Annotated in this window: 15 protein-coding genes and 4 pseudogenes; 6 read left to right on the top strand and 13 right to left on the bottom strand. The window is 71.5% G+C overall.

The window, feature by feature from the left end; genetic code table 11:
* Positions 1 to 170: 170 nt before the first annotated feature.
* From AC061S_RS01930 to AC061S_RS01910, 5 genes are all read right to left on the bottom strand, one after another.
* Positions 171 to 329, bottom strand: a complete 159-nt coding sequence (locus AC061S_RS01930) for a hypothetical protein (protein ID WP_478684013.1) — start codon at positions 327 to 329, stop codon at positions 171 to 173.
* Between the two features lie 117 nt (positions 330 to 446).
* A complete protein-coding gene (locus AC061S_RS01925; protein ID WP_478684012.1) occupies positions 447 to 827 on the bottom strand; it encodes a hypothetical protein in 381 nt (126 codons plus the stop codon).
* Positions 828 to 960: 133 nt separating this feature from the next.
* Positions 961 to 1623 carry a sortase family protein gene (locus AC061S_RS01920; protein ID WP_478684011.1) on the bottom strand — a complete coding sequence of 221 codons (663 nt, stop codon included), beginning with the start codon at positions 1621 to 1623 and terminating at the stop codon, positions 961 to 963.
* A 575-nt stretch (positions 1624 to 2198) separates the two neighbouring features.
* Positions 2199 to 3080, bottom strand: a complete 882-nt coding sequence (locus tag AC061S_RS01915; protein WP_478684010.1) for a hypothetical protein — start codon at positions 3078 to 3080, stop codon at positions 2199 to 2201.
* A gap of 34 nt (positions 3081 to 3114) precedes the next feature.
* Entirely contained in the window at positions 3115 to 4497 is a 1383-nt protein-coding gene (locus AC061S_RS01910; protein ID WP_478684009.1) for a 3-oxoacyl-[acyl-carrier-protein] synthase III C-terminal domain-containing protein, read from the bottom strand.
* 128 nt (positions 4498 to 4625) lie between these two features.
* On the opposite strand from AC061S_RS01910, the gene AC061S_RS01905 reads away from it, so the two are divergent.
* Complete coding sequence (locus AC061S_RS01905) at positions 4626 to 6185, top strand: hypothetical protein (protein WP_478684008.1); 1560 nt, start codon at positions 4626 to 4628, stop codon at positions 6183 to 6185.
* Positions 6186 to 6257: 72 nt separating this feature from the next.
* Here the strand turns inward: AC061S_RS01905 and AC061S_RS01900 are convergent, their stop codons facing one another.
* Both AC061S_RS01900 and AC061S_RS01895 read right to left on the bottom strand, forming a co-directional pair.
* Complete coding sequence (locus AC061S_RS01900) at positions 6258 to 6839, bottom strand: N-acetyltransferase family protein (RefSeq protein WP_478684007.1); 582 nt, start codon at positions 6837 to 6839, stop codon at positions 6258 to 6260.
* Positions 6840 to 6882: 43 nt separating this feature from the next.
* Positions 6883 to 7023 (bottom strand): annotated as a pseudogene (locus tag AC061S_RS01895) (SMP-30/gluconolactonase/LRE family protein); the annotation flags it as partial.
* A 209-nt stretch (positions 7024 to 7232) separates the two neighbouring features.
* Between AC061S_RS01895 and AC061S_RS01890 the strand changes: the two are divergent.
* Positions 7233 to 8453 carry an RNA-guided endonuclease InsQ/TnpB family protein gene (locus tag AC061S_RS01890; RefSeq protein WP_478684006.1) on the top strand — a complete coding sequence of 407 codons (1221 nt, stop codon included), beginning with the start codon at positions 7233 to 7235 and terminating at the stop codon, positions 8451 to 8453.
* Between the two features lie 77 nt (positions 8454 to 8530).
* Here the strand turns inward: AC061S_RS01890 and kdpC are convergent, their stop codons facing one another.
* The 5 genes from kdpC to AC061S_RS01865 are packed head-to-tail and all read right to left on the bottom strand — an operon-like array spanning position 8531 to position 13215.
* Positions 8531 to 9163: a potassium-transporting ATPase subunit KdpC gene (gene kdpC, locus AC061S_RS01885; protein WP_478684005.1), complete on the bottom strand. Its 633-nt coding sequence runs from the start codon at positions 9161 to 9163 to the stop codon at positions 8531 to 8533.
* Between the two features lie 20 nt (positions 9164 to 9183).
* Positions 9184 to 11283, bottom strand: a complete 2100-nt coding sequence (gene kdpB / locus AC061S_RS01880) for a potassium-transporting ATPase subunit KdpB (RefSeq protein ID WP_478684004.1) — start codon at positions 11281 to 11283, stop codon at positions 9184 to 9186.
* A complete protein-coding gene (kdpA, locus tag AC061S_RS01875; protein ID WP_478684003.1) occupies positions 11280 to 12944 on the bottom strand; it encodes a potassium-transporting ATPase subunit KdpA in 1665 nt (554 codons plus the stop codon). The genes kdpB and kdpA overlap by 4 nt, the downstream gene beginning before the upstream one ends.
* A 5-nt stretch (positions 12945 to 12949) precedes the next feature.
* The gene (gene kdpF, locus AC061S_RS01870) at positions 12950 to 13039 is read right to left on the bottom strand and encodes a K(+)-transporting ATPase subunit F (RefSeq protein ID WP_243330869.1); all 90 of its coding nucleotides are present in this window, start codon (positions 13037 to 13039) and stop codon (positions 12950 to 12952) included.
* The gene (locus tag AC061S_RS01865; RefSeq protein ID WP_478684002.1) at positions 13036 to 13215 is read right to left on the bottom strand and encodes a hypothetical protein; all 180 of its coding nucleotides are present in this window, start codon (positions 13213 to 13215) and stop codon (positions 13036 to 13038) included. The genes kdpF and AC061S_RS01865 overlap by 4 nt, the downstream gene beginning before the upstream one ends.
* 220 nt (positions 13216 to 13435) lie before the next feature.
* Between AC061S_RS01865 and AC061S_RS01860 the strand changes: the two are divergent.
* Positions 13436 to 13591: pseudogene (locus AC061S_RS01860) on the top strand (SDR family NAD(P)-dependent oxidoreductase); the annotation flags it as partial.
* Between the two features lie 127 nt (positions 13592 to 13718).
* On the opposite strand, the pseudogene AC061S_RS01855 reads toward AC061S_RS01860, so the two are convergent.
* Positions 13719 to 13833, bottom strand: a pseudogene (locus AC061S_RS01855) (transposase); the annotation flags it as partial.
* Positions 13834 to 13916: 83 nt separating this feature from the next.
* Between AC061S_RS01855 and AC061S_RS01850 the strand changes: the two are divergent.
* The 3 genes and pseudogenes from AC061S_RS01850 (at position 13917) to AC061S_RS01840 (ending at position 17309) form a co-directional block, all read left to right on the top strand.
* Positions 13917 to 15197 carry an RNA-guided endonuclease InsQ/TnpB family protein gene (locus AC061S_RS01850; RefSeq protein WP_478684001.1) on the top strand — a complete coding sequence of 427 codons (1281 nt, stop codon included), beginning with the start codon at positions 13917 to 13919 and terminating at the stop codon, positions 15195 to 15197.
* 35 nt (positions 15198 to 15232) lie between these two features.
* A pseudogene (locus tag AC061S_RS01845) lies at positions 15233 to 15829 on the top strand (SDR family NAD(P)-dependent oxidoreductase); the annotation flags it as partial.
* Between the two features lie 100 nt (positions 15830 to 15929).
* Positions 15930 to 17309, top strand: coding sequence for an aminotransferase class III-fold pyridoxal phosphate-dependent enzyme (locus AC061S_RS01840; RefSeq protein ID WP_478684000.1), 1380 nt, complete (start codon positions 15930 to 15932; stop codon positions 17307 to 17309).
* The last annotated feature ends 63 nt before the right edge of the window (positions 17310 to 17372 follow it).

The following is a 17372-nucleotide window of genomic DNA, read 5'->3' as shown; positions in this document are numbered from 1 at the left end:
TCGGCCGGGCATATCGGAACATAAGGCGGAGGTTCGTGGGTGTCGGATGGATGAGACTGAATGAGGCGCCGGTTCCCGCGCTCCGTGGTCGAACCTCACGTGACCACTCTCCGTTGCCGAGGGCGCGGGAACCGGTGCCTCCTCATGTCGTGATGCCGCTGCGCGACGCCCTACGCGGCCGTGTCGTCTCCGGCCGGGGTCTCCGCGGTGGTCTGGGCGGTCTTGGCGGACTCGGGTTCCTGCTTGCGTACGGGCGGGGCCGGCGGGGAGAAGCGGGCGGCCTCGGCGCGGAGCATGGCGTTCAGGGCGAGGTACGGGTCGAAGGGCATGGCGGAACCTCACGGTGTTTCGGGGGTGTGGGGGGACGCGCGCCAAGGGCACGGGGGTGTGCCGGGTGAGCCGGCTGTGCGGGGCGCGCGGTGCTGCTGCTCGGCCTCTCCGTCCGGTCAGCAGCGCAGCACCACGCTCCGTACCGCCCGCAGGGATGCCGGCGGTGCGCCGGTCCCCGCCGGGCGCGGGTCCGGCGCCGTGGGGCCGGACCGGGGAGGTTTCACGTGAAACACGGGCCGCTGCAGTCCCCGGACGCCGGGGACCCCGCGCGCGGGACCCCGTACCGCCACCCGTACTTCGGGATCGCCGGCCGGATCGGCCGGTGACTCGGTGGGCTCGGCCGGGGCGCTGGGGGCGGAGCGGGCACCTTCGGCCGTCGCGCCGGACGGACCGGATCCGCCGAAGCCGAACAGGCACAGCAGCACGGCGCAGAGCACGGTCAGGGCCGTCATCAGGGCCCTGTCCGATGCCGTCTGCGCACGCCGGTTACCGCTCATGCGGAGGGTGTGCCCCGACACGCGGGCGGACTCTCCAACGGGGCCGCAGCGTCCCCCGACCGGGGGACGAAGACACCCCCCACGGCCGTCAGGTGGCCGCAGGGGGTGTCCGTCTTTCGGGTGCCGCCGCCGGTCAGCGGGGGGTGCGATGGTGGCCGGTGAGGCGGGCCAGGACGGCCGTTTCGCCGCTGGTCAGCCGGAGTTGGGCCCGGCCGGAGGATGTGCCGCGCTCGGAGATCCCGGTGGGGGAGACCCGGTACACGGTGAACACGGCCGTACGCCGGTCGACGCGCGGTACCTCGATCGTCTGCCCGCGCCGGAGTTCGCCGATCCGGGGGAGGTCGGCGGAGACCGCGGCGGTGCCGGCCGAGCCCGGTGCCGGGCCCGAGGAGTCCCAGACGGCACTGTCCGGGACGGGCGGTTCGGCATCGGCGGCCCCGGGCTCCGAGTCCGCCGCGCCCTGTCGCCCCTCCGCCCCGCCCGGCGGGGTACCGCCTGTCAGCGGTACGTCCGTTCCGAGGCCCGGGATGACCAGGCGCAGCGGCCGCGAGGCCGGAAGGGCCGCGGCCGCCGACCGCCCGGGCCGCCGGGAGCCCTTGCCGGTGGTGTGTCCGCCGGAGTGCTCCAACTGCCGGGCCAGCCGGCGCGGGCCGGACAGCCCCAGGACCCGCGAGGTAAGGGCGTCGCCCGCGGTCGGGGCGGCCGGCCGGCCGCCTTCGGTGGTGTGCAACACCCCTAGGCCGGTGCACAGCAGAGCCACCGTCAGTACACCGGCCACCCACTTGGCGCGGGGCATGGGGAATCCCTCCTGGTCCGGCTCGGGCGGCCGGTCCCGAGAGCAGTGGACCCCGCCACGCTCCCCGGAGGGGCGCCTCACACGGTGAACTGACGGCAAGTCACTGCCGTGTCGTCCTCTCCCGGGCGTGTCTTCGCAGATGGAGGCCGGTGGGCGCGGGTGCGGACCGGCCGTGGGGGGTGTGCGCCCGAACGGGTGAGAACGTCAAGGGCGGGCCTTGGGCGTGTCGGATCGGCGGCACGTTCTGCCACATGCGAAAACCTGTCAAGCGGGGCGATGTGACGCGTCGTCGGCTTGAGTTGCGGGGGTGGGCCGGGCAGCTTGTCCTGGAACCATGAATGATCCATACGCATATGCCCTGGCCATGGCGCCCCATTACTTCCCGAGCCTTCCGGACCTTCCGGACGTTGCGACCCGGTCCGCCTCGGATGCCCCGGGCACTGCCGCCGCCGATGCCGACGCAGCCTTCGCCGGCGTCCGCCCGCTGCCCAGGAAGCGTTCCGAGGCCGCCTCCCGCAGGGCGTCCGCCAGGCCGTCCACCACGCGCCGCTCCCGCCAGGGGCGCCCGGCCGCGCTCACACCCGCTCCGGTGTCCGGGCCGGCTGCCGGGAGGGCCTCCGGACGGGAGGCAGGACGGGTGCCGCAGCCCGGGTGAGGTACCCGGTGCCGAGCGGCGGGGCGTCCACTTCGGTGGTGGCGGCCGCGGGCTGGAGCCCCGACAGGCGCCGCAGCAGGCCCGGGGCCAGCTCCGGGCCGACCGCCCGGGTCAGCTCCGAGGGCTCGGTGGGGTGGGCGTGCACCCAGCCGACGCGGCGCAGCCCCGACCAGCCCGTTTCCTCGGCGGCCTCCGCCAGGGCGCGGGCGGCGGGGGCCAGGGGCAGCAGGCTGACCGGAGCCGGGGCCCCCGGCTCCGCGGCCCCCGCCGGAACCGGCCGGACCGACTCGGCCACCGCGAGCCGGGTGAAGGCCGGCCGGGGCAGCTCCGCGTGGTCGGCCAGGTCGCTGACGGTCGGGGCCAGGCAGTGCACCCCGGCCGGGAACCCGTCCCGTACGGCCGCGGCAGCGACCGTACGCCCGGCCGGACCCGAATCTCCGACGGTGACCAGGTGGAATGCCGTACGCCCCTCCCCCCCGGAGGCGAGCGGCAGCAGCGCCGCCGCGGTGGCGGCGGGCTGCTCCACGCACCAGACGGCGTCGAAGCGGCCGGTGGGCGCGCCGGCCGGGGCGGGCGCCGCCCCGGCCAGGACCTCGGCGCCCCGGCGCGCGTCGAGGCGGGCCGCGAGGAGGTCCACGTACTCGGGATACAGCCCGATCAGCGCGAGCTGACGGGCCAGCAGGAGCCTGCTCTGCCGTACGTCGGTGGCGGTGAGCAGGGTCAGGTGGTGGCCGCGGCCGAGCAGTTCGGCGGCGAGCCGGATGCCGGTGGGGCTGGCCGCCCCGGCGAGGGCGATGTGCACGGCGGACTCGTTTCGAAGGAGGTGGGGCGTGCGTCTACGCGGTGGCGGTGCTTCCGGGGGCTCCGGGTGCCGGGGCGGCCTGGACGGCCTGGACGGCCCGGGCGGCTTGGGCGGCTCGGGCGGCTTGGGCGGCTCGGGCGGCCCGGGCGGCTCGGGCGGGCTCGGTGGGCTGGACGGCCTGGACGGCCCGGGCGGACTGGGTGGCCCCGGCGAGATCGGTGGCCCCGGCGGTCTCGGCGGCGGCCGGGACGGGCGGCAGCGGTGTGGTGACGGTGACCTCGCCCGGGATCGCCACCCGCGCGAGGAAGGCCCCGCGCTCGGGACCTGCGCCGATGACGGAGAAGCAGACGGTGTCGCCCGCGCCGACCAGGCTGTTCACCACGTCGGTGTAGAAGAGCACCGGGGTCGCGGAGGTGACCAGGTTGCCGAGTTCGCGGGCGTGCGCGGGGGCCTTGCGGGTGTCCAGGCCGGCGAGCTGGTGGTAGTTCTCGACCAGCGCCGGGCCGGCCTGGTGCGTGTAGATCCGCCGGACCTCGTCCACGAAGCCGGGGCGGTGGGCGTCCATGGTCTCCTGGTTCAGCATCATGCCGCGCGAGTAATAGCGGGCCAGTTCCGGTCCGTTGAGTCCGAATGCGGAGAGCTCCGCGGATCCGGGAAAGCCCGGCGGGTGGGCGGCGCCGCCGCCGGGGTAATGGATGAGCGGATCGCTGAATCCTGGCTCGCCCCCGAAATCGTGGGAATCGCGCGAATAGAAGCCGAGGCCGCCCTCGAAGCTTTCGTCCCGCTCGAATACGAGCGCGGTTGCGGCATCGGAGAACAACGCCCCGGAACACCACAGGGTGTGCGCGAAGGGATGCTCTCCGTCGGCGCCGCTGTACTGGGAAATGATGCCGTTCTCGTCGATTCCGATGGGGCTCGCGGCGTTGTACGAGATCACCAGTGCGCGGCGGGCCCCCGACCGGGCCAGGTGCGCGGCGACGCGGGAGAGCCCGCCGCAGCCGGCGCCGAGCTGGAAGGGCGGCACGCTGTCCGGGATGCGCAGGCGGCGCAGCAGGTTGAAGGCGTCCTGGTCGAGCATGATCTCGTACGGGGTGCACGTGGCGACGAAGACGGCGTCGATGTCCTCGGGTTCGGCAAGGGCGGAGCGCAGGGCGGCGCGGGCGACGTCGACGACGGTGTCGAGCGAGGCGAAGCGCTCCCGGTCCCAGCTCTTGGAGGTGACCCCGAGTATGCGCTCGATATCGGAACCGCTGATTTCCTCGCCGGCCCGCTTGCGGTGCGGGATGTGCGCGAGCCGGGCCCATTCCTCGACGGAGATGACCTCGCCGATCTGGGCGCCGACGCCGGAAATCCGATAGGGGAACGGGTACGCGTACGCGGCGGGTGCGGGGGGATTGGCCGTTTCCGAGGCAGACATGCTTCTCCGGTCCGTGGAATCCGATGGGGACGGCTCCAGCGAACACCAGGGAGCGGACGGGGAGAAGGCAATGCGGGGGGTGCAGTGGTGAAAGCGTTGAATACGGGATCCCGCCCGGGGCGGGCCGCGTGAGCGGGCGGCGGGTGGCCAACGCCCGGCTGGGGGACCTGCTGGCCGAGGCCGGGTGGAGCGGGGCGGAACTGGCGCGGGCGGTCAACGCGCTCGGGACCCTGCACGGGCTGGCCCTGCGCTACGACCGGACCGCCGTCGCGCACTGGCTGTCGGGCACCAGGCCGCGCCGGCCCGTGCCCGAGCTGATAGCGGCGGCGCTGACGGAGCGGTGCGGGCGGCTGGTCACGGTCGCGGAGGCGGGGATCGGCGGGGGCGCGGAGGGGCCGGGCGTACGGGGCGGGCCCGGTCCGGGGGCGGCGGCGGCCGAAGACGGGGGAGAGGGGCTGCTCCGGCTGGCGCTGCAGGCCAGGGCGGACGTGGACCCGCACAGCAGGGCGCCGCTGCTGCGCAGCCCGTACCAGCCGGTGCCGGTGCCGGCCCCGGTGTGGGACCCGGATCCGGCGGAGGGCAGCCCGGGCGAGGCCGCCGGGGGCACGGGTGCGGGGGTGGGTGCGGCTACGGGTGCGGGTGCGCGTACGGCTACGGGTACGCGTACGGCTGCGGGTGCCGGCATCGCGGAGCTCGCCGCGCGGCGGCACCTCGCTGCGCACGCCGAGCAGTTGAGGGCCCTCGCGGCGAGTTTCTCGGGCCTCTACCTCACCCACGGCGGTGTCCACACCCGCGCGGCCCTGGCGGCCTGGCTGGCCCAGGACGCGGGCGCCTTCGCGGCCCGCCACCCGGACCGCCCGGGGCCGGCCGTCCGCGGCCGGGCTCGGGCTGCCGGACGGGGGGTCCCCGGACTGGCGGTGTCGGGGCCGGGGTGCGGGGCGGCGGACGTATGGCGCGGGTACGCCCAACTAGCGCACCTGCTTGCGGAGATGACGGCCGACGCCGGCTACCACGGGCTCGCGCAGGAGTACCACGGCATCGCCCTCGGGCTGGCCCGGCAGGCCGGGGACCGGCGGATGTACGCCATCACCCTGCGCGCGATGAGCGCGCACGCCGGCCGGCTCGGGCAGCCCGCGCACGCGGTACGGCTCGCCAGGACGGCGGTGGAGACCGCGCCCGCCGACGGGGAGCCCGGCACGCTGGCGTTCCTCCTGGTCCAGCGCGCGGCCGCGCACGCCCATGCCGGTCAACGGGCGGCCGCCGCCGCGGATCTGGCCGCCGCCGACCGGTTGCACGGGCGGCACGCGGTGAAGCCGCCCGACGGGCCCTTCGATTCGTACGCCCGGGCCGATCTCGACTTCGCCCGGGCTCGAACCCACCTCGCACTCGGCGAGTTCCCGGCCGCGGCCGACGCGTTGGAGCGGTCCCTGCGCGGCCGCGCGGCCGGCCAGCACCGGGCCACCGCGCTCACGCACGCCGCCCTCGCCGAGACCCTGCTGCGCTTGGGCCACCTCACCCGGGCGTGCGAGCACTGGCGGGCGTTCCTCACGGCGGCCCCGGCGGTGCAGTCGCGCGCGGTACGCGAGGCCCTCGGCCGGCTGCTGCGCGACCTGACCCCGTACCGGCGGACGCGGGAGGCGGTCCCGACCGTCGCGATGGCCCGGGCGCTGGCGGAACGGCTGCCGTGACCCCCGGGACGGCGCGGCGGCCTCCGGGGCGGTACGGCGGCCCTCGGACGGCGCGGCGGCCCCCGCGGCCGCTCAGTGCGAGGCGGCGGTCCGCCGGTAGCGGAGCTCGGGCACCGGGAAGCCGTCCGCCTCGTCGACGTGGACACCGCCGTCGGGGCGGAAGCCGGCGCGCTCGTAGAAACGGCGTGCCCGGGCATTGCCCTCGAGCACCCACAGCCGCACCGCGGGGTAGGGCGCCCGGCGCAGCACCTCGGTCAGCAGGGTGCGGCCGACCCCGGTGCCGATGACGTCGGGGCGTGCGTACAGGGCGTACAGCTCGCCCTCGTCCGGCGCCGTGCCCGCGGTGCCCGCCGTGCCCGCGCTGTCCTCGACGGCCTCACCCTGCGCGGGGCCGAAGGCGGCCCAGCCGAGGACCGCCCCGTCGGGGCCCTCGGCCACGAGGTTGGTCGCGGCGTTGGCCGGATCGGCGAAGGCCGCGCGCCGCTGCTCGGCGTACGCGGCGACGCTGAGGCCGTCCAGGTACGACTGCGGCATCAGCCCGGCGTAGGCGTGGCGCCAGCCGCTCACGCGCAGGGCGGCGACGGCGTCGATGTCGGGCTCGGTCATCTCGCGTACGGAATGGCGGGTCTCATCCGCGCCGGTGGCGTCGTCCATGCGGGGAGTGTGCCAGCGGAGCCCGGCGCCCGGCACCGGGATTTCAGGGCCGGCCGGGACCGTCCAGCCAGGGCCTGCGCCCCGGTCCGGTCGGGTGGGTGCCGGTGACTCCCATGACCGCCGAGTAGAGGCTCGTCTCGGCGGTGATGAAGAGCCGGTTGCGCTTGACCCCGCCCCAGGCGACTGCACACCCCCGGTCCCGGTCTGGCCCCACGGCAGCGGGTAGGCCGTCGCCTGGCGGCGTCTGCGAGAGCTGACGCTCTTGGGCGAGTTGACAGCGTGGAGAGGGCGACCTTCGGTGGGAAGGTCGCGAGTAGGTGCACGTGGCGCAGTGCCGACGCGTACGGATGTTCCGATATTCAGCCATAAACCATCTGCAATACGCTGATCGCCATGCAGCTCAGGTACTCCTTCCGGATGTATCCGAACGGTCCTCAGCGCTCGGCGCTGGCCAGGGCGTTCGGGTGCTCGCGGGTGGTGTACAACGATGCGCTGCGCGCACGTGAGACCGCCCGCACCGAAGGTGCGCCGTTTCCGAGGACCGGGGACCTTTCGAAGCTGCTGATCACCGAGGCGAAGAGGACTGAGGAACGGTCCTGGCTCGGGGAGGTCTCCGCCGTCGTGCTCCAGCAGTCCCTTCGGGACCTGGACACCGCGTACCGGAACTTCTTCGACGGCCTCAAGGGCAAGCGCCCCCAGACGGGTGCGCCGCGGTTCAAGTCCCGCAAGGACAACCGGCAGGCCATGCGGTTCACCGCCAACGCCCGTTGGAAGATCACGACCGGCGGCGACCTGTCGTTGCCGAAGATCGGCGATGTCCGGGTGAAGTGGTCCCGCACGCTGCCGTCCACGCCGTCCACGGTGACCGTGATCAAGGACGCGACGGGACGGTACTTTGCCTCATTCGTGGTCGAGACCGGCACGGATGAAGCGCTGCCCCAGGTGTCCGGTCAGGTCGGCATCGACCTGGGGCTCACGCACTTCGCGATCCTCTCGGACGGTACGAAGATCGAATCCCCGCGCTTCCTGCGCCGGGCGGAGAAGAAGCTGAAGCGGGAACAGCGGCGCTTGTCCCGCAAGGCAAAGGGCAGCAACAACCGGGCCAAGGCCCGTATCAAGGTCGCCCGCGCTCATGCACGGATTGCCGACGCGCGGCGCGAGTTCCACCATCAGCTCTCAACAAGAATCATCCGCGAGAACCAAGCGGTTGCCGTTGAGAACCTGGCAGTCAGAGGACTCGGCCGCACACGCATGGCCAAGTCCGTTCAGGACGCCGGATGGTCGGCGTTCATCGCCATGCTGGAGTACAAGTCCGCCCGTTACGGGCGCACCCTCGTACGCATCGGCCGCTTCGAGCCGACTTCACAGGTCTGCTCGCAGTGCGGCTTCAAGGACGGACCCAAGCCGCTGCACATCCGCGAGTGGGAGTGCAAGGCGTGCGGGTCCGTCCTTGACCGGGACATCAACGCGGCGGTCAACGTCGCCAAGGCTGCCGGACTGGCAGTGTCAGCCTGTCGAGCGCTGGTAGGACCGGGACGTGTCCCGGCACAGCGCGAAGAAGCAGGAACCCACCGAGACGGTCGGACGACCGTGGTAGGAATCTCTTCCCCTTAGGGAGGAGAGCGGAAGTCAACTCGTGCTGGTCACCTCCACCACGGGCACGCTCGACGCCTACAGCCAGCCGGTCACCCTCACCGCTTGAGGTCCCGCAGGGCCGTGTTCAGCTCCAGGACGTTGACGCGCGGCTCGCCCATGAAGCCGAGGGTGCGGCCCTCGGTGTGGGCCTTCACCAGCTTCGCGACCTCCGCCACCGGGAGCCCGTTGCGCTGTGCGACGCGGGCCGTCTGGAGCTCCGCGTACGCCGGGGAGATGTCCGGGTCCAGGCCGGAGCCGGAGGAGGTCACGGCGTCCGCCGGGATCTGGGCGGGCCGCGGGGCGTAGCCCGGGACGGTGTTGTCGAGCAGGATCTTCGCCTTGGCCTCCCGCACCGACTTCAGCAGCTCCGGACTGTCCGCCGCCTTGTTGGTGGCGCCGGATACCAGCAGCTCGTACTGGGTGTTGACGGTGTTCTCGGCGAGTCCCGCCGCCGGGCGGCCCTGGAACCAGCGCAGGTCGTCCCCGTACGACTGGCCGATCAGGGAGGAGCCGACGACCTTGCCGCTCGCGTCCTTGATCTCGGAGCCGTTGGCCTGGTGGCCGAAGGCCGCCTGGGCGATGCCGGTGATCGCGAGCGGGTAGAGGACCCCGCACAGCACGGTGAGGACGAGGAGGGCGCGCAGCCCGGCGCCGAGGAGGCGGGCGGTGTTGCCTACGGAGTTGTTCATGGGGATCAGCACGCTCCTAATCAGCGCAGGCCGGGGATGAGGGAGACGACCATGTCGATGAGCTTGATGCCGATGAACGGGGCGACGAGGCCGCCGAGTCCGTAGAGGGTGAGGTTGCGGCGGAGCATCTTGTCGGCGCTGGTGGGCCGGTACTGGACGCCCTTCAGGGCGAGCGGGACCAGGGCGATGATGACCAGCGCGTTGAAGATGACGGCCGAGAGGATCGCGGAGTCGGGGGAGTGCAGGCCCATGACGTTGAGCTTGTCCAGGCCCGGGTAGACCGCCGCGAACATGGCCGGGATGATCGCGAAGTACTTGGCGACGTCGTTGGCGATGGAGAAGGTGGTCAGGGCGCCGCGGGTGATCAGCAACTGTTTGCCGATCTCGACGATTTCGATGAGCTTGGTGGGGTTGGAGTCCAGGTCCACCATGTTCCCGGCCTCCTTGGCGGCCGAGGTGCCGGTGTTCATGGCCACGCCGACGTCGGCCTGGGCGAGGGCCGGGGCGTCGTTCGTGCCGTCGCCGGTCATCGCGACGAGCTTTCCGCCGGCCTGTTCCCGCTTGATGAGGGCCATCTTGTCCTCGGGGGTGGCCTCGGCGAGGAAGTCGTCGACGCCCGCCTCCTCGGCGATGGCCTTGGCGGTCAGCGGGTTGTCGCCGGTGATCATGATGGTCTTGATGCCCATGCGCCGCAGCTCGTCGAAGCGTTCGCGCATGCCCTCCTTGACCACGTCCTTGAGGTGGATGACCCCGAGGACGCGGGCGCCCTTCTCGTCCTCCACCGCGACGAGCAGCGGGGTACCGCCGGCGCCGGAGATCTCGTCGACCTTGGCTCCCGCGTCCGGGGCGACCGTACCGCCCTGTTCGCCGACCCAGGCGGTGATCGAATTGGCGGCGCCCTTGCGGACCTTGCGGCCGTCCACGTCGACGCCCGACATACGGGTCTGCGCGGTGAAGGGGATCCATTCGGCGCCGGTCAGTTCGCCCTGGTGGCGTTCGCGCAGGCCGTACTTCTCCTTCGCCAGGACCACGATGGAGCGCCCCTCGGGGGTCTCGTCGGCGAGGGAGGACAGCTGGGCCGCATCGGCCAGCGCGGCTTCCGTCGTGCCCTTGACGGGGACAAACTCTGACGCCTGGCGGTTGCCGAGGGTGATGGTGCCGGTCTTGTCGAGGAGCAGGGTCGAGACGTCACCCGCCGCTTCCACCGCGCGCCCCGACATGGCCAGGACGTTGCGCTGGACGAGTCGGTCCATGCCCGCGATGCCGATGGCGGAGAGCAGGGCGCCGATGGTGGTCGGGATGAGGCAGACCAGCAGCGCGGTCAGCACGATCATCGACTGCTTGGCGCCCGCGTACATCGCGAACGGCTGGAGGGTGACCACCGCGAGCAGGAAGACGATGGTCAGCGAGGCCAGCAGGATGTTGAGCGCGATCTCGTTGGGGGTCTTCTGCCGGGACGCGCCCTCGACCAGGTTGATCATGCGGTCGATGAAGGTCTCGCCGGGCTTCGTGGTGATCTTGATGACGATCCGGTCGGAGAGCACCTTGGTGCCGCCGGTGACGGCGCTGCGGTCGCCGCCCGACTCGCGGATGACCGGGGCCGATTCACCCGTGATCGCCGATTCGTCCACGGACGCGACGCCTTCGACGACGTCACCGTCGCCGGGGATGATGTCCCCGGCCTCGCACACGACCAGGTCGCCGATACGGAGATCCGTGCCCGGCACCTGCTCCTCGACGGCGCCGTTCAGGCGGCGGGCGACGGTGTCGGTCTTGGCCTTGCGCAGGGTGTCGGCCTGGGCCTTGCCCCGGCCCTCGGCCACCGCCTCCGCGAGGTTGGCGAAGATCGTGGTCAGCCACAGCCAGGCGGTGATCGCCCAGCCGAAGAGGTTGCCGGGGTCGGAGATCGCCAGCGCGGTGGTCAGTACGGAACCGATCAGCACCACGAACATGACCGGCGACTTGACCATCACGCGGGGGTCGAGCTTGCGCACCGCGTCCGGGAAGGACTTCAGCAGCTGCTTCGGGTCGAAGATCCCGCCGCCGATCTTGGCCTTCTCGGGCTTGTGACCGCTGGGCAGGTCCCCGTGCGGGGCTCGGGTGGGGGTGACGGTGCTCATGAGGCGAGCCCTTCGGCGAGCGGGCCCAGCGCCAGGGCCGGGAAGTAGGTGAGGCCCGTGACGATGATGATCGTGCCGACGAGCAGGAAGGTGAACAGCGGCTTCTCGGTGCGCAGGGTGCCCGCCGTCGCCGGGACCGGCTGCTGTTCGGCGAGCGAACCCGCCAGGGCCAGGACGAAGACCATGGGCAGGAAGCGGCCGAGCAGCATCGCCAGACCGGTGGTCGTGTTGAACCACTGGGTGTTGGCGTTCAGGCCCGCGAAGGCCGAGCCGTTGTTGTTGCCGGCCGAGGTGTAGGCGTAGAGGATCTCGGAGAAGCCGTGCGCGCCGCCGTTGGACATCGAGTGCCCGGGGGTGGGCAGGGCCATCGCCAGGGCCGTGAAGCCGAGGACCAGGGCCGGGGTGATGAGGATGTAGCAGGCGGCGAACTTGATCTGGCGGGTGCCGATCTTCTTGCCCAGGTACTCGGGGGTGCGGCCGACCATCAGGCCGGCGATGAACACCGCGATGATCGCCATGATCAGCATGCCGTAGAGCCCGGAGCCGACGCCGCCGGGCGCGATCTCGCCGAGCTGCATGCCCAGCAGCTGGATCCCGCCGCCGAGGCCGGTGTAGGAGGAGTGGAAGGAGTTGACGGAGCCGGTCGAGGTCAGCGTCGTGGCGACCGAGAAGATCGCGGACGCGCCGATCCCGAAGCGGGCTTCCTTGCCCTCCATCGCGCCGCCCGCGGCCTGGAGAGCCGGGCCGTGGTGGCCGAATTCCGTCCACATCATCAGGGCGGTGAAGCCGAGCCAGATGGTGACCATCGTGGCGAGGATCGCGTAGCCCTGGCGGACCGAGCCGATCATCCGGCCGAAGGTGCGGGTGAGGGAGAAGGGGATGAGGAGGATCAGGAAGATCTCGAAGAGGTTCGAGAAGGGGGTCGGGTTCTCGAAGGGGTGGGCGGAGTTGGCGTTGAAGTAGCCGCCGCCGTTCGTCCCGAGTTCCTTGATGGCCTCCTGCGAGGCGACCGCCCCGCCGTTCCACTGCTGTTTCGCGCCCAAGAACTGACCGACCTCGTGGATGCCGGAGAAGTTCTGGATGACCCCGCAGGCCACCAGTACGACCGCGGCGATCACCGCCAGCGGGAGCAGGATGCGGACGGTGCCGCGCACGAGGTCGGACCAGAAGTTGCCGAGCTCGCCGGTGCGGGAGCGCGCGAAGCCCCGTACGAGGGCCGCGGCGACGGCCATGCCCACGGCGGCGGAGAGGAAGTTCTGCACCGCCAGGCCGCCGGTCTGGACGAGCGGGCCCATGGCCTGCTCACCGGCGTACGACTGCCAGTTCGTGTTCGACACGAAGGAGGCGGCCGTGTTGAAGGCCTGGTCCGGCTTGATGGAGACGAAGCCGAGCGAGCCGGGCAGGTGGCCCTGCAGGCGCTGGAGCAGGTAGAGGAAGAGGACGCTCACCGCCGAGAAGGCGAGGACCGAGCGCAGGTAGGCCGGCCAGCGCATCTCGGCGTTCGGGTTGGCGCCGACCGCCTTGTAGATCCACTTCTCGGGGGCGTAGTGCTTCTTCGAGGAGTAGACGTGGGCCATGTAATCGCCCAGGGGGCGATAGGCGAGGGCCAGGGCCGCGACGAGCGCGAGCAGCTGGAGCACCCCGGCGAGGACGGGACTCATCGGCGCTAGAACCTCTCCGGGAAGACGAGGGCGACGACGAGGTAACCCAACAGCGCGACGGCGACCAGCAGGCCGATGACGTTTTCGGCGTTCACAGCTTGGACACCCCCTTGGCGACGAGGACCACCAGCGCGAAGACCGCGATCGTGGTGACGACGAAGGCCAGATCGGCCATCGTGAGCTCCCGGAGGGTTCGAGGGCGGGCGTTTTCAGGACACCTCTGAGTGGAACGCCTTTTCGGCTCCTCACAGGCTTCCTTGACGGGGCCCATACGCCCGGTGGCGCGGCCTTGACGGGTCCCTAACGCGGGTGGACGTGCCGTTCGCTCAGGGTAAGTGGATGTGTGCCGATATGCCTGGTGTGTGGCGATAAAGCCCCGGAGGGTGGAAGATCGAATTCCGTATATTGGAAATTCTTTTCCGGTATGCGATATTCGCGTTATGCTCCGGGCGTCCGTACGTGGAAAGCCGGCCCCTGCCAGGAGGAATGCCATGTCCGAGAGTCGTGTCGCCCTGATCACCGGGTCCTCCTCCGGCATCGGCGCCGGCATCGCCCGCAGGCTGGCCGCGGCCGGCATCCGCGTGGTCCTGAACTCGGCGCGCAGCGAGAGCGCGGTCAAGGCGCTCGCCGCCGAACTGTCCGACGCGGTCTACCTCTGATCTTGGCCAGTGCTGCGCCCTTCCCGGCGCCGGGAAGGCCATCCTTGGGTCGGAGGCGCGGCGCGCCGGAGTGCTCTGCGCTTGTGTGGTGACGGTCAGAGGGGGCGCTGCTGGTTCTTGCGAGCTGGGCTTTCGGCGGGTAGTGCACGAGCAGGTGCACGTGGTCTTGTTCCCCGTTGAACGAACGCTTTCCGCCTGTACTTGGTGGCGAAAACCAAGTGAACGTGCAGGTTGTAGAAAACGTGGCGACTGGTTCTGACATCGGGATGAGGGTTCCAGCGCGGTGACGTAAACCCCTGCTAGGTTCCGGATCGTGAGTCAAGGCACCCTGGTCAAGCGGCAGTTCGGGCACCGTGCCCGGCTCGCGCTGTCGCCTGCCGAGGTGTTGAAGACTGACGGTCAGGCGCACGCGGCCCGCACTATGTGGAACTGCCTGCACGCCTGGTGGCAGATGATGCCGAAGGATAAGCGGACTCTGGCGAATGCGGATGCTGCGATCCGGCAGGGCCGCGAGGAAATTGACTTTCTTGCTGTTCTTCCGGCCCAGGCAGCGCAAGCAGTACTCAAGACGTATTTCCAGGCATGGAAGAACTGCTGGGACGGCCACGCCGACGCCCCCAATTTCAAGGGCCGGTTCCGCACGGTGATGTCCGTGGACATTCCGCAGGGCCGTGACCTGAACATCACACGTGTGCATCGCCGCTGGGGAATGGCCAATATTCCCAAGGTGGGCCGGGTCCGTTTCCGGTGGACCAAGGACCTGCCCGTTGGCAAGCACGCCAACGGGGAGAACCGGATCACCGGGGCCCGGCTGGTCAAGGACGCGCTGGGCTGGCACATCGCCTTCCGCGTCCAGGCCCTGGAGGCCAAGCCCGACCGCCACCAGGGGCCTGACATCGGCATCGACGTGGGCGTCACCGTCCCCATAGCCCTCTCCGACGGCGAAACCTACGAGCACGGCGAGTGGCTGACCGGCAAGGAGCAGGCGAACCTCCTGCGTCTGGAGCAGCGCGCCGCCCAGCGCAAGGCACACCGCAAGCCCGGCGAGCGCACCAGCCGCCGGCTGCACCGCACCTACGACCAGATCGCAGGACTCCGCGCGAAAGCCAAGCGCAGAGCCCTGGACTGGCAGCACCAGACGACCACCACCATCGCCCGCACCTACGGCACGGTCGTGGTCGAAGCACTCACCATCACGAACATGGTCAAGTCCGCCAAGGGAACCATCGAGGCGCCGGGGAAGAACGTCGCCCAGAAATCCGGGCTGAACCGCTCCATCAGCGGGGAGGCATGGGGCCGGACGGTCGCCATACTGACGTACAAGACCGCCCGGCACGGCGGCACCTTGGTCAAGGTTCCCGCCCCCGGCACCTCCCGGCGCTGCTCCGTCTGCGGCCGCACCACGCCCGGCAGTAGGGAGTCCCAGGCCGTGTTCGTGTGCAAGAACCCGGACTGCGGCTGGTCGGGCAACGCCGACCGCAACGCGGCCCGCAACGTCTTGCACCTGTACCGGATGGGCCTCGCGCTCGTCCCGGCTGCCGGAAGGGCAGTCGTCAGGCGCGCGAAGCGCGTCAAGCCCGCTGCCGCGAGGTAGGCAGGAATCTCCCGGACTCAGCCGGGAGAGCACTTCAAGTACGGGGCGACGTCGCGGACGCCGACGACGCGCGGCGGATCGTCCGGACGGCGATCGACGCGTACGGACGGCTCGACATCCTGGTCAACAACGCGGGCGTCACCCGGTTCATCCCCCTGGGCGACCTGGACGCGGCCGACGCCGACGCCTGGCGCGAGATCTTCGAGGTCAACGTCATCGGCACCTGGCAGATGATCACCGCCGCCACCCCCCACCTGCGGGCGTCTGAGGCGAACGGCTCCGGGGCGGGCTCGATCATCAACATCTCCTCGGTCTCCGCGGCCCGCGCGCTCGGCAGCTCGATCCCCTACGCCGTGAGCAAGGCCGCGGTCAACCACATGACCCGGCTGCTGGCCTCCCAGCTCGGACCCGCCGTCCGGGTGAACGCGATCGCACCCGGCCTGATCGACACACCCTGGTACGAAGGCGAGGACCAGGTCTGGGAGAGCTCGCGGGAGTGGATCACGGAGAACACCCCGCTGCGCCGCGTGGGCACCCCGGAGGACGTGGCCGACGCCGCGCTCTACCTGGTCGACGCCGCCTACACGACCGGCGACGTGCTCACCGTCGACGGCGGCCGGCACGTCGTCTGACCCGGCTCCGCCCCGGCGCGGACCCGGCTCCGACACCGCCCCGGCCGGCTCCGGCCCCATCCCCACCGGATTCCACATCGTGGACAACTACCCTCGGAATATGAACGCAGAAGCCGACGCACGCGACGCCGCCACACCGGCCACCTCCGCCAAGGCCACCGTGAAGGCCGACGACCGCAGTCACGTCTTCCACTCCTGGTCGGCCCAAGAGCTCATCGACCCGCTCGCCGTGGCCGGTGCCGAGGGTTCCTACTTCTGGGACTACGACGGCAACCGCTTCCTCGACTTCTCCAGCGCCCTCGTCTACACGAACATCGGCTACCAGCACCCGAAGGTGGCCGCGGCCATCGCCGAGCAGGCCGGCAAGCTCTGCACCGTCGCACCCGGCTTCGCCGTCGACGTGCGCTCCGAGGCCGCCCGGCTGATCGCCGAGCGCACCCCGGGCGACCTCGACAAGATCTTCTTCACCAACGCGGGCGCCGAGGCCGTGGAGAACGCCGTCCGCATGGCCCGGGTGCACACCGGCCGCCCCAAGGTGCTCTCCGCGTACCGCTCGTACCACGGGGCCACTTCCACCGCGATCAACCTCACCGGGGACGCGCGCCGCTTCGGCAACGACACCGCCACCGCCGGCGTCGTGCACTTCTGGGGCCCCTTCGCCTACCGCTCGCCCTTCTACGCGGCCGACCCCGCCGAGGAGTGCGAGCGCGCGCTGCGCCACCTGGAAGACACCATCGTCTTCGAGGGCCCGCAGTCCATCGCCGCGATCATCCTGGAGACCGTCGGCGGCGCCCCCGGCGTGCTCGTGCACCCCGACGGCTACCTGGCCGGCGTCCGCGCGCTCTGCGACCGCTTCGGCATCGTCTTCATCCTCGACGAGATCATGGTCGGCTTCGGCCGCACGGGTAAGTGGTTCGCCTCCGAGCACTGGGACGTCACCCCCGACCTCATCTGCTTCGCCAAGGGCGTGACCAGCGGATACGTCCCCCTCGGCGGGGTCGCCATCTCGGCCGCCATCGCGGAGACCTTCGCCCGCCGGCCCTACCCGGGCGGGCTGACGTACTCCGGGCACGTGCTGGCCTGCGCCGCCGCCGTCGCGACGATCAACGTCATGGAGGAGGAGGGCGTCGTCGAGCAGTCCGCCCGCACCGGCGCGGAGCTGCTCGGGCCGGGCCTGGCCGCCATCGCCGAACGCCACCCGTCCGTCGGGGAGGTCCGCGGGCTGGGCACGTTCTGGGCCCTGGAGCTCGTACGGAACGAGGAGACGCGCGAGCCGCTGGTCCCGTACAACGCCGCCGGGGCCGACAACGCGCCGATGGCCGAGTTCGGGGCGGCCCTGAAGAAGGCCGGGCTGTGGCCGCTGCTCGCCGGGAACCGCATCCACGTCGCGCCGCCCTGCAACGTGTCGGCCGAGGACGCGGAGAAGGGGCTGCGGATCATCGACGAGGCCCTGACGGTGGCCGACGCTCACACGGTCTGACCTGCGCAGATCGTACGGTTGCCCAATCCGTGGGTGCCTGTTCTCGGAGGATTCGCTCCCTTA

It is taken from the genome of Streptomyces sp. CA189 (assembly GCF_056428985.1).
This window is presented reverse-complemented; position numbering and strand designations above follow the sequence as displayed.

What these genes read in the sequence shown, in the direction of transcription:
- AC061S_RS01930 (WP_478684013.1), bottom strand. Translation starts at nt 329, where the DNA reads ATGCCCTTCGACCCGTACCTCGCCCTGAACGCCATGCTCCGCGCCGAG.
- AC061S_RS01925 (WP_478684012.1), bottom strand. Translation starts at nt 827, where the DNA reads ATGAGCGGTAACCGGCGTGCGCAGACGGCATCGGACAGGGCCCTGATG.
- AC061S_RS01920 (WP_478684011.1), bottom strand. Translation starts at nt 1,623, where the DNA reads ATGCCCCGCGCCAAGTGGGTGGCCGGTGTACTGACGGTGGCTCTGCTG.
- AC061S_RS01910 (WP_478684009.1), bottom strand. Translation starts at nt 4,497, where the DNA reads ATGTCTGCCTCGGAAACGGCCAATCCCCCCGCACCCGCCGCGTACGCG.
- AC061S_RS01900 (WP_478684007.1), bottom strand. Translation starts at nt 6,839, where the DNA reads ATGGACGACGCCACCGGCGCGGATGAGACCCGCCATTCCGTACGCGAG.
- AC061S_RS01890 (WP_478684006.1), top strand. Translation starts at nt 7,233, where the DNA reads ATGCAGCTCAGGTACTCCTTCCGGATGTATCCGAACGGTCCTCAGCGC.
- kdpC (WP_478684005.1), bottom strand. Translation starts at nt 9,163, where the DNA reads ATGAACAACTCCGTAGGCAACACCGCCCGCCTCCTCGGCGCCGGGCTG.
- kdpB (WP_478684004.1), bottom strand. Translation starts at nt 11,283, where the DNA reads ATGAGCACCGTCACCCCCACCCGAGCCCCGCACGGGGACCTGCCCAGC.
- kdpA (WP_478684003.1), bottom strand. Translation starts at nt 12,944, where the DNA reads ATGAGTCCCGTCCTCGCCGGGGTGCTCCAGCTGCTCGCGCTCGTCGCG.
- AC061S_RS01865 (WP_478684002.1), bottom strand. Translation starts at nt 13,215, where the DNA reads ATGGGCCCCGTCAAGGAAGCCTGTGAGGAGCCGAAAAGGCGTTCCACT.
- AC061S_RS01840 (WP_478684000.1), top strand. Translation starts at nt 15,930, where the DNA reads ATGAACGCAGAAGCCGACGCACGCGACGCCGCCACACCGGCCACCTCC.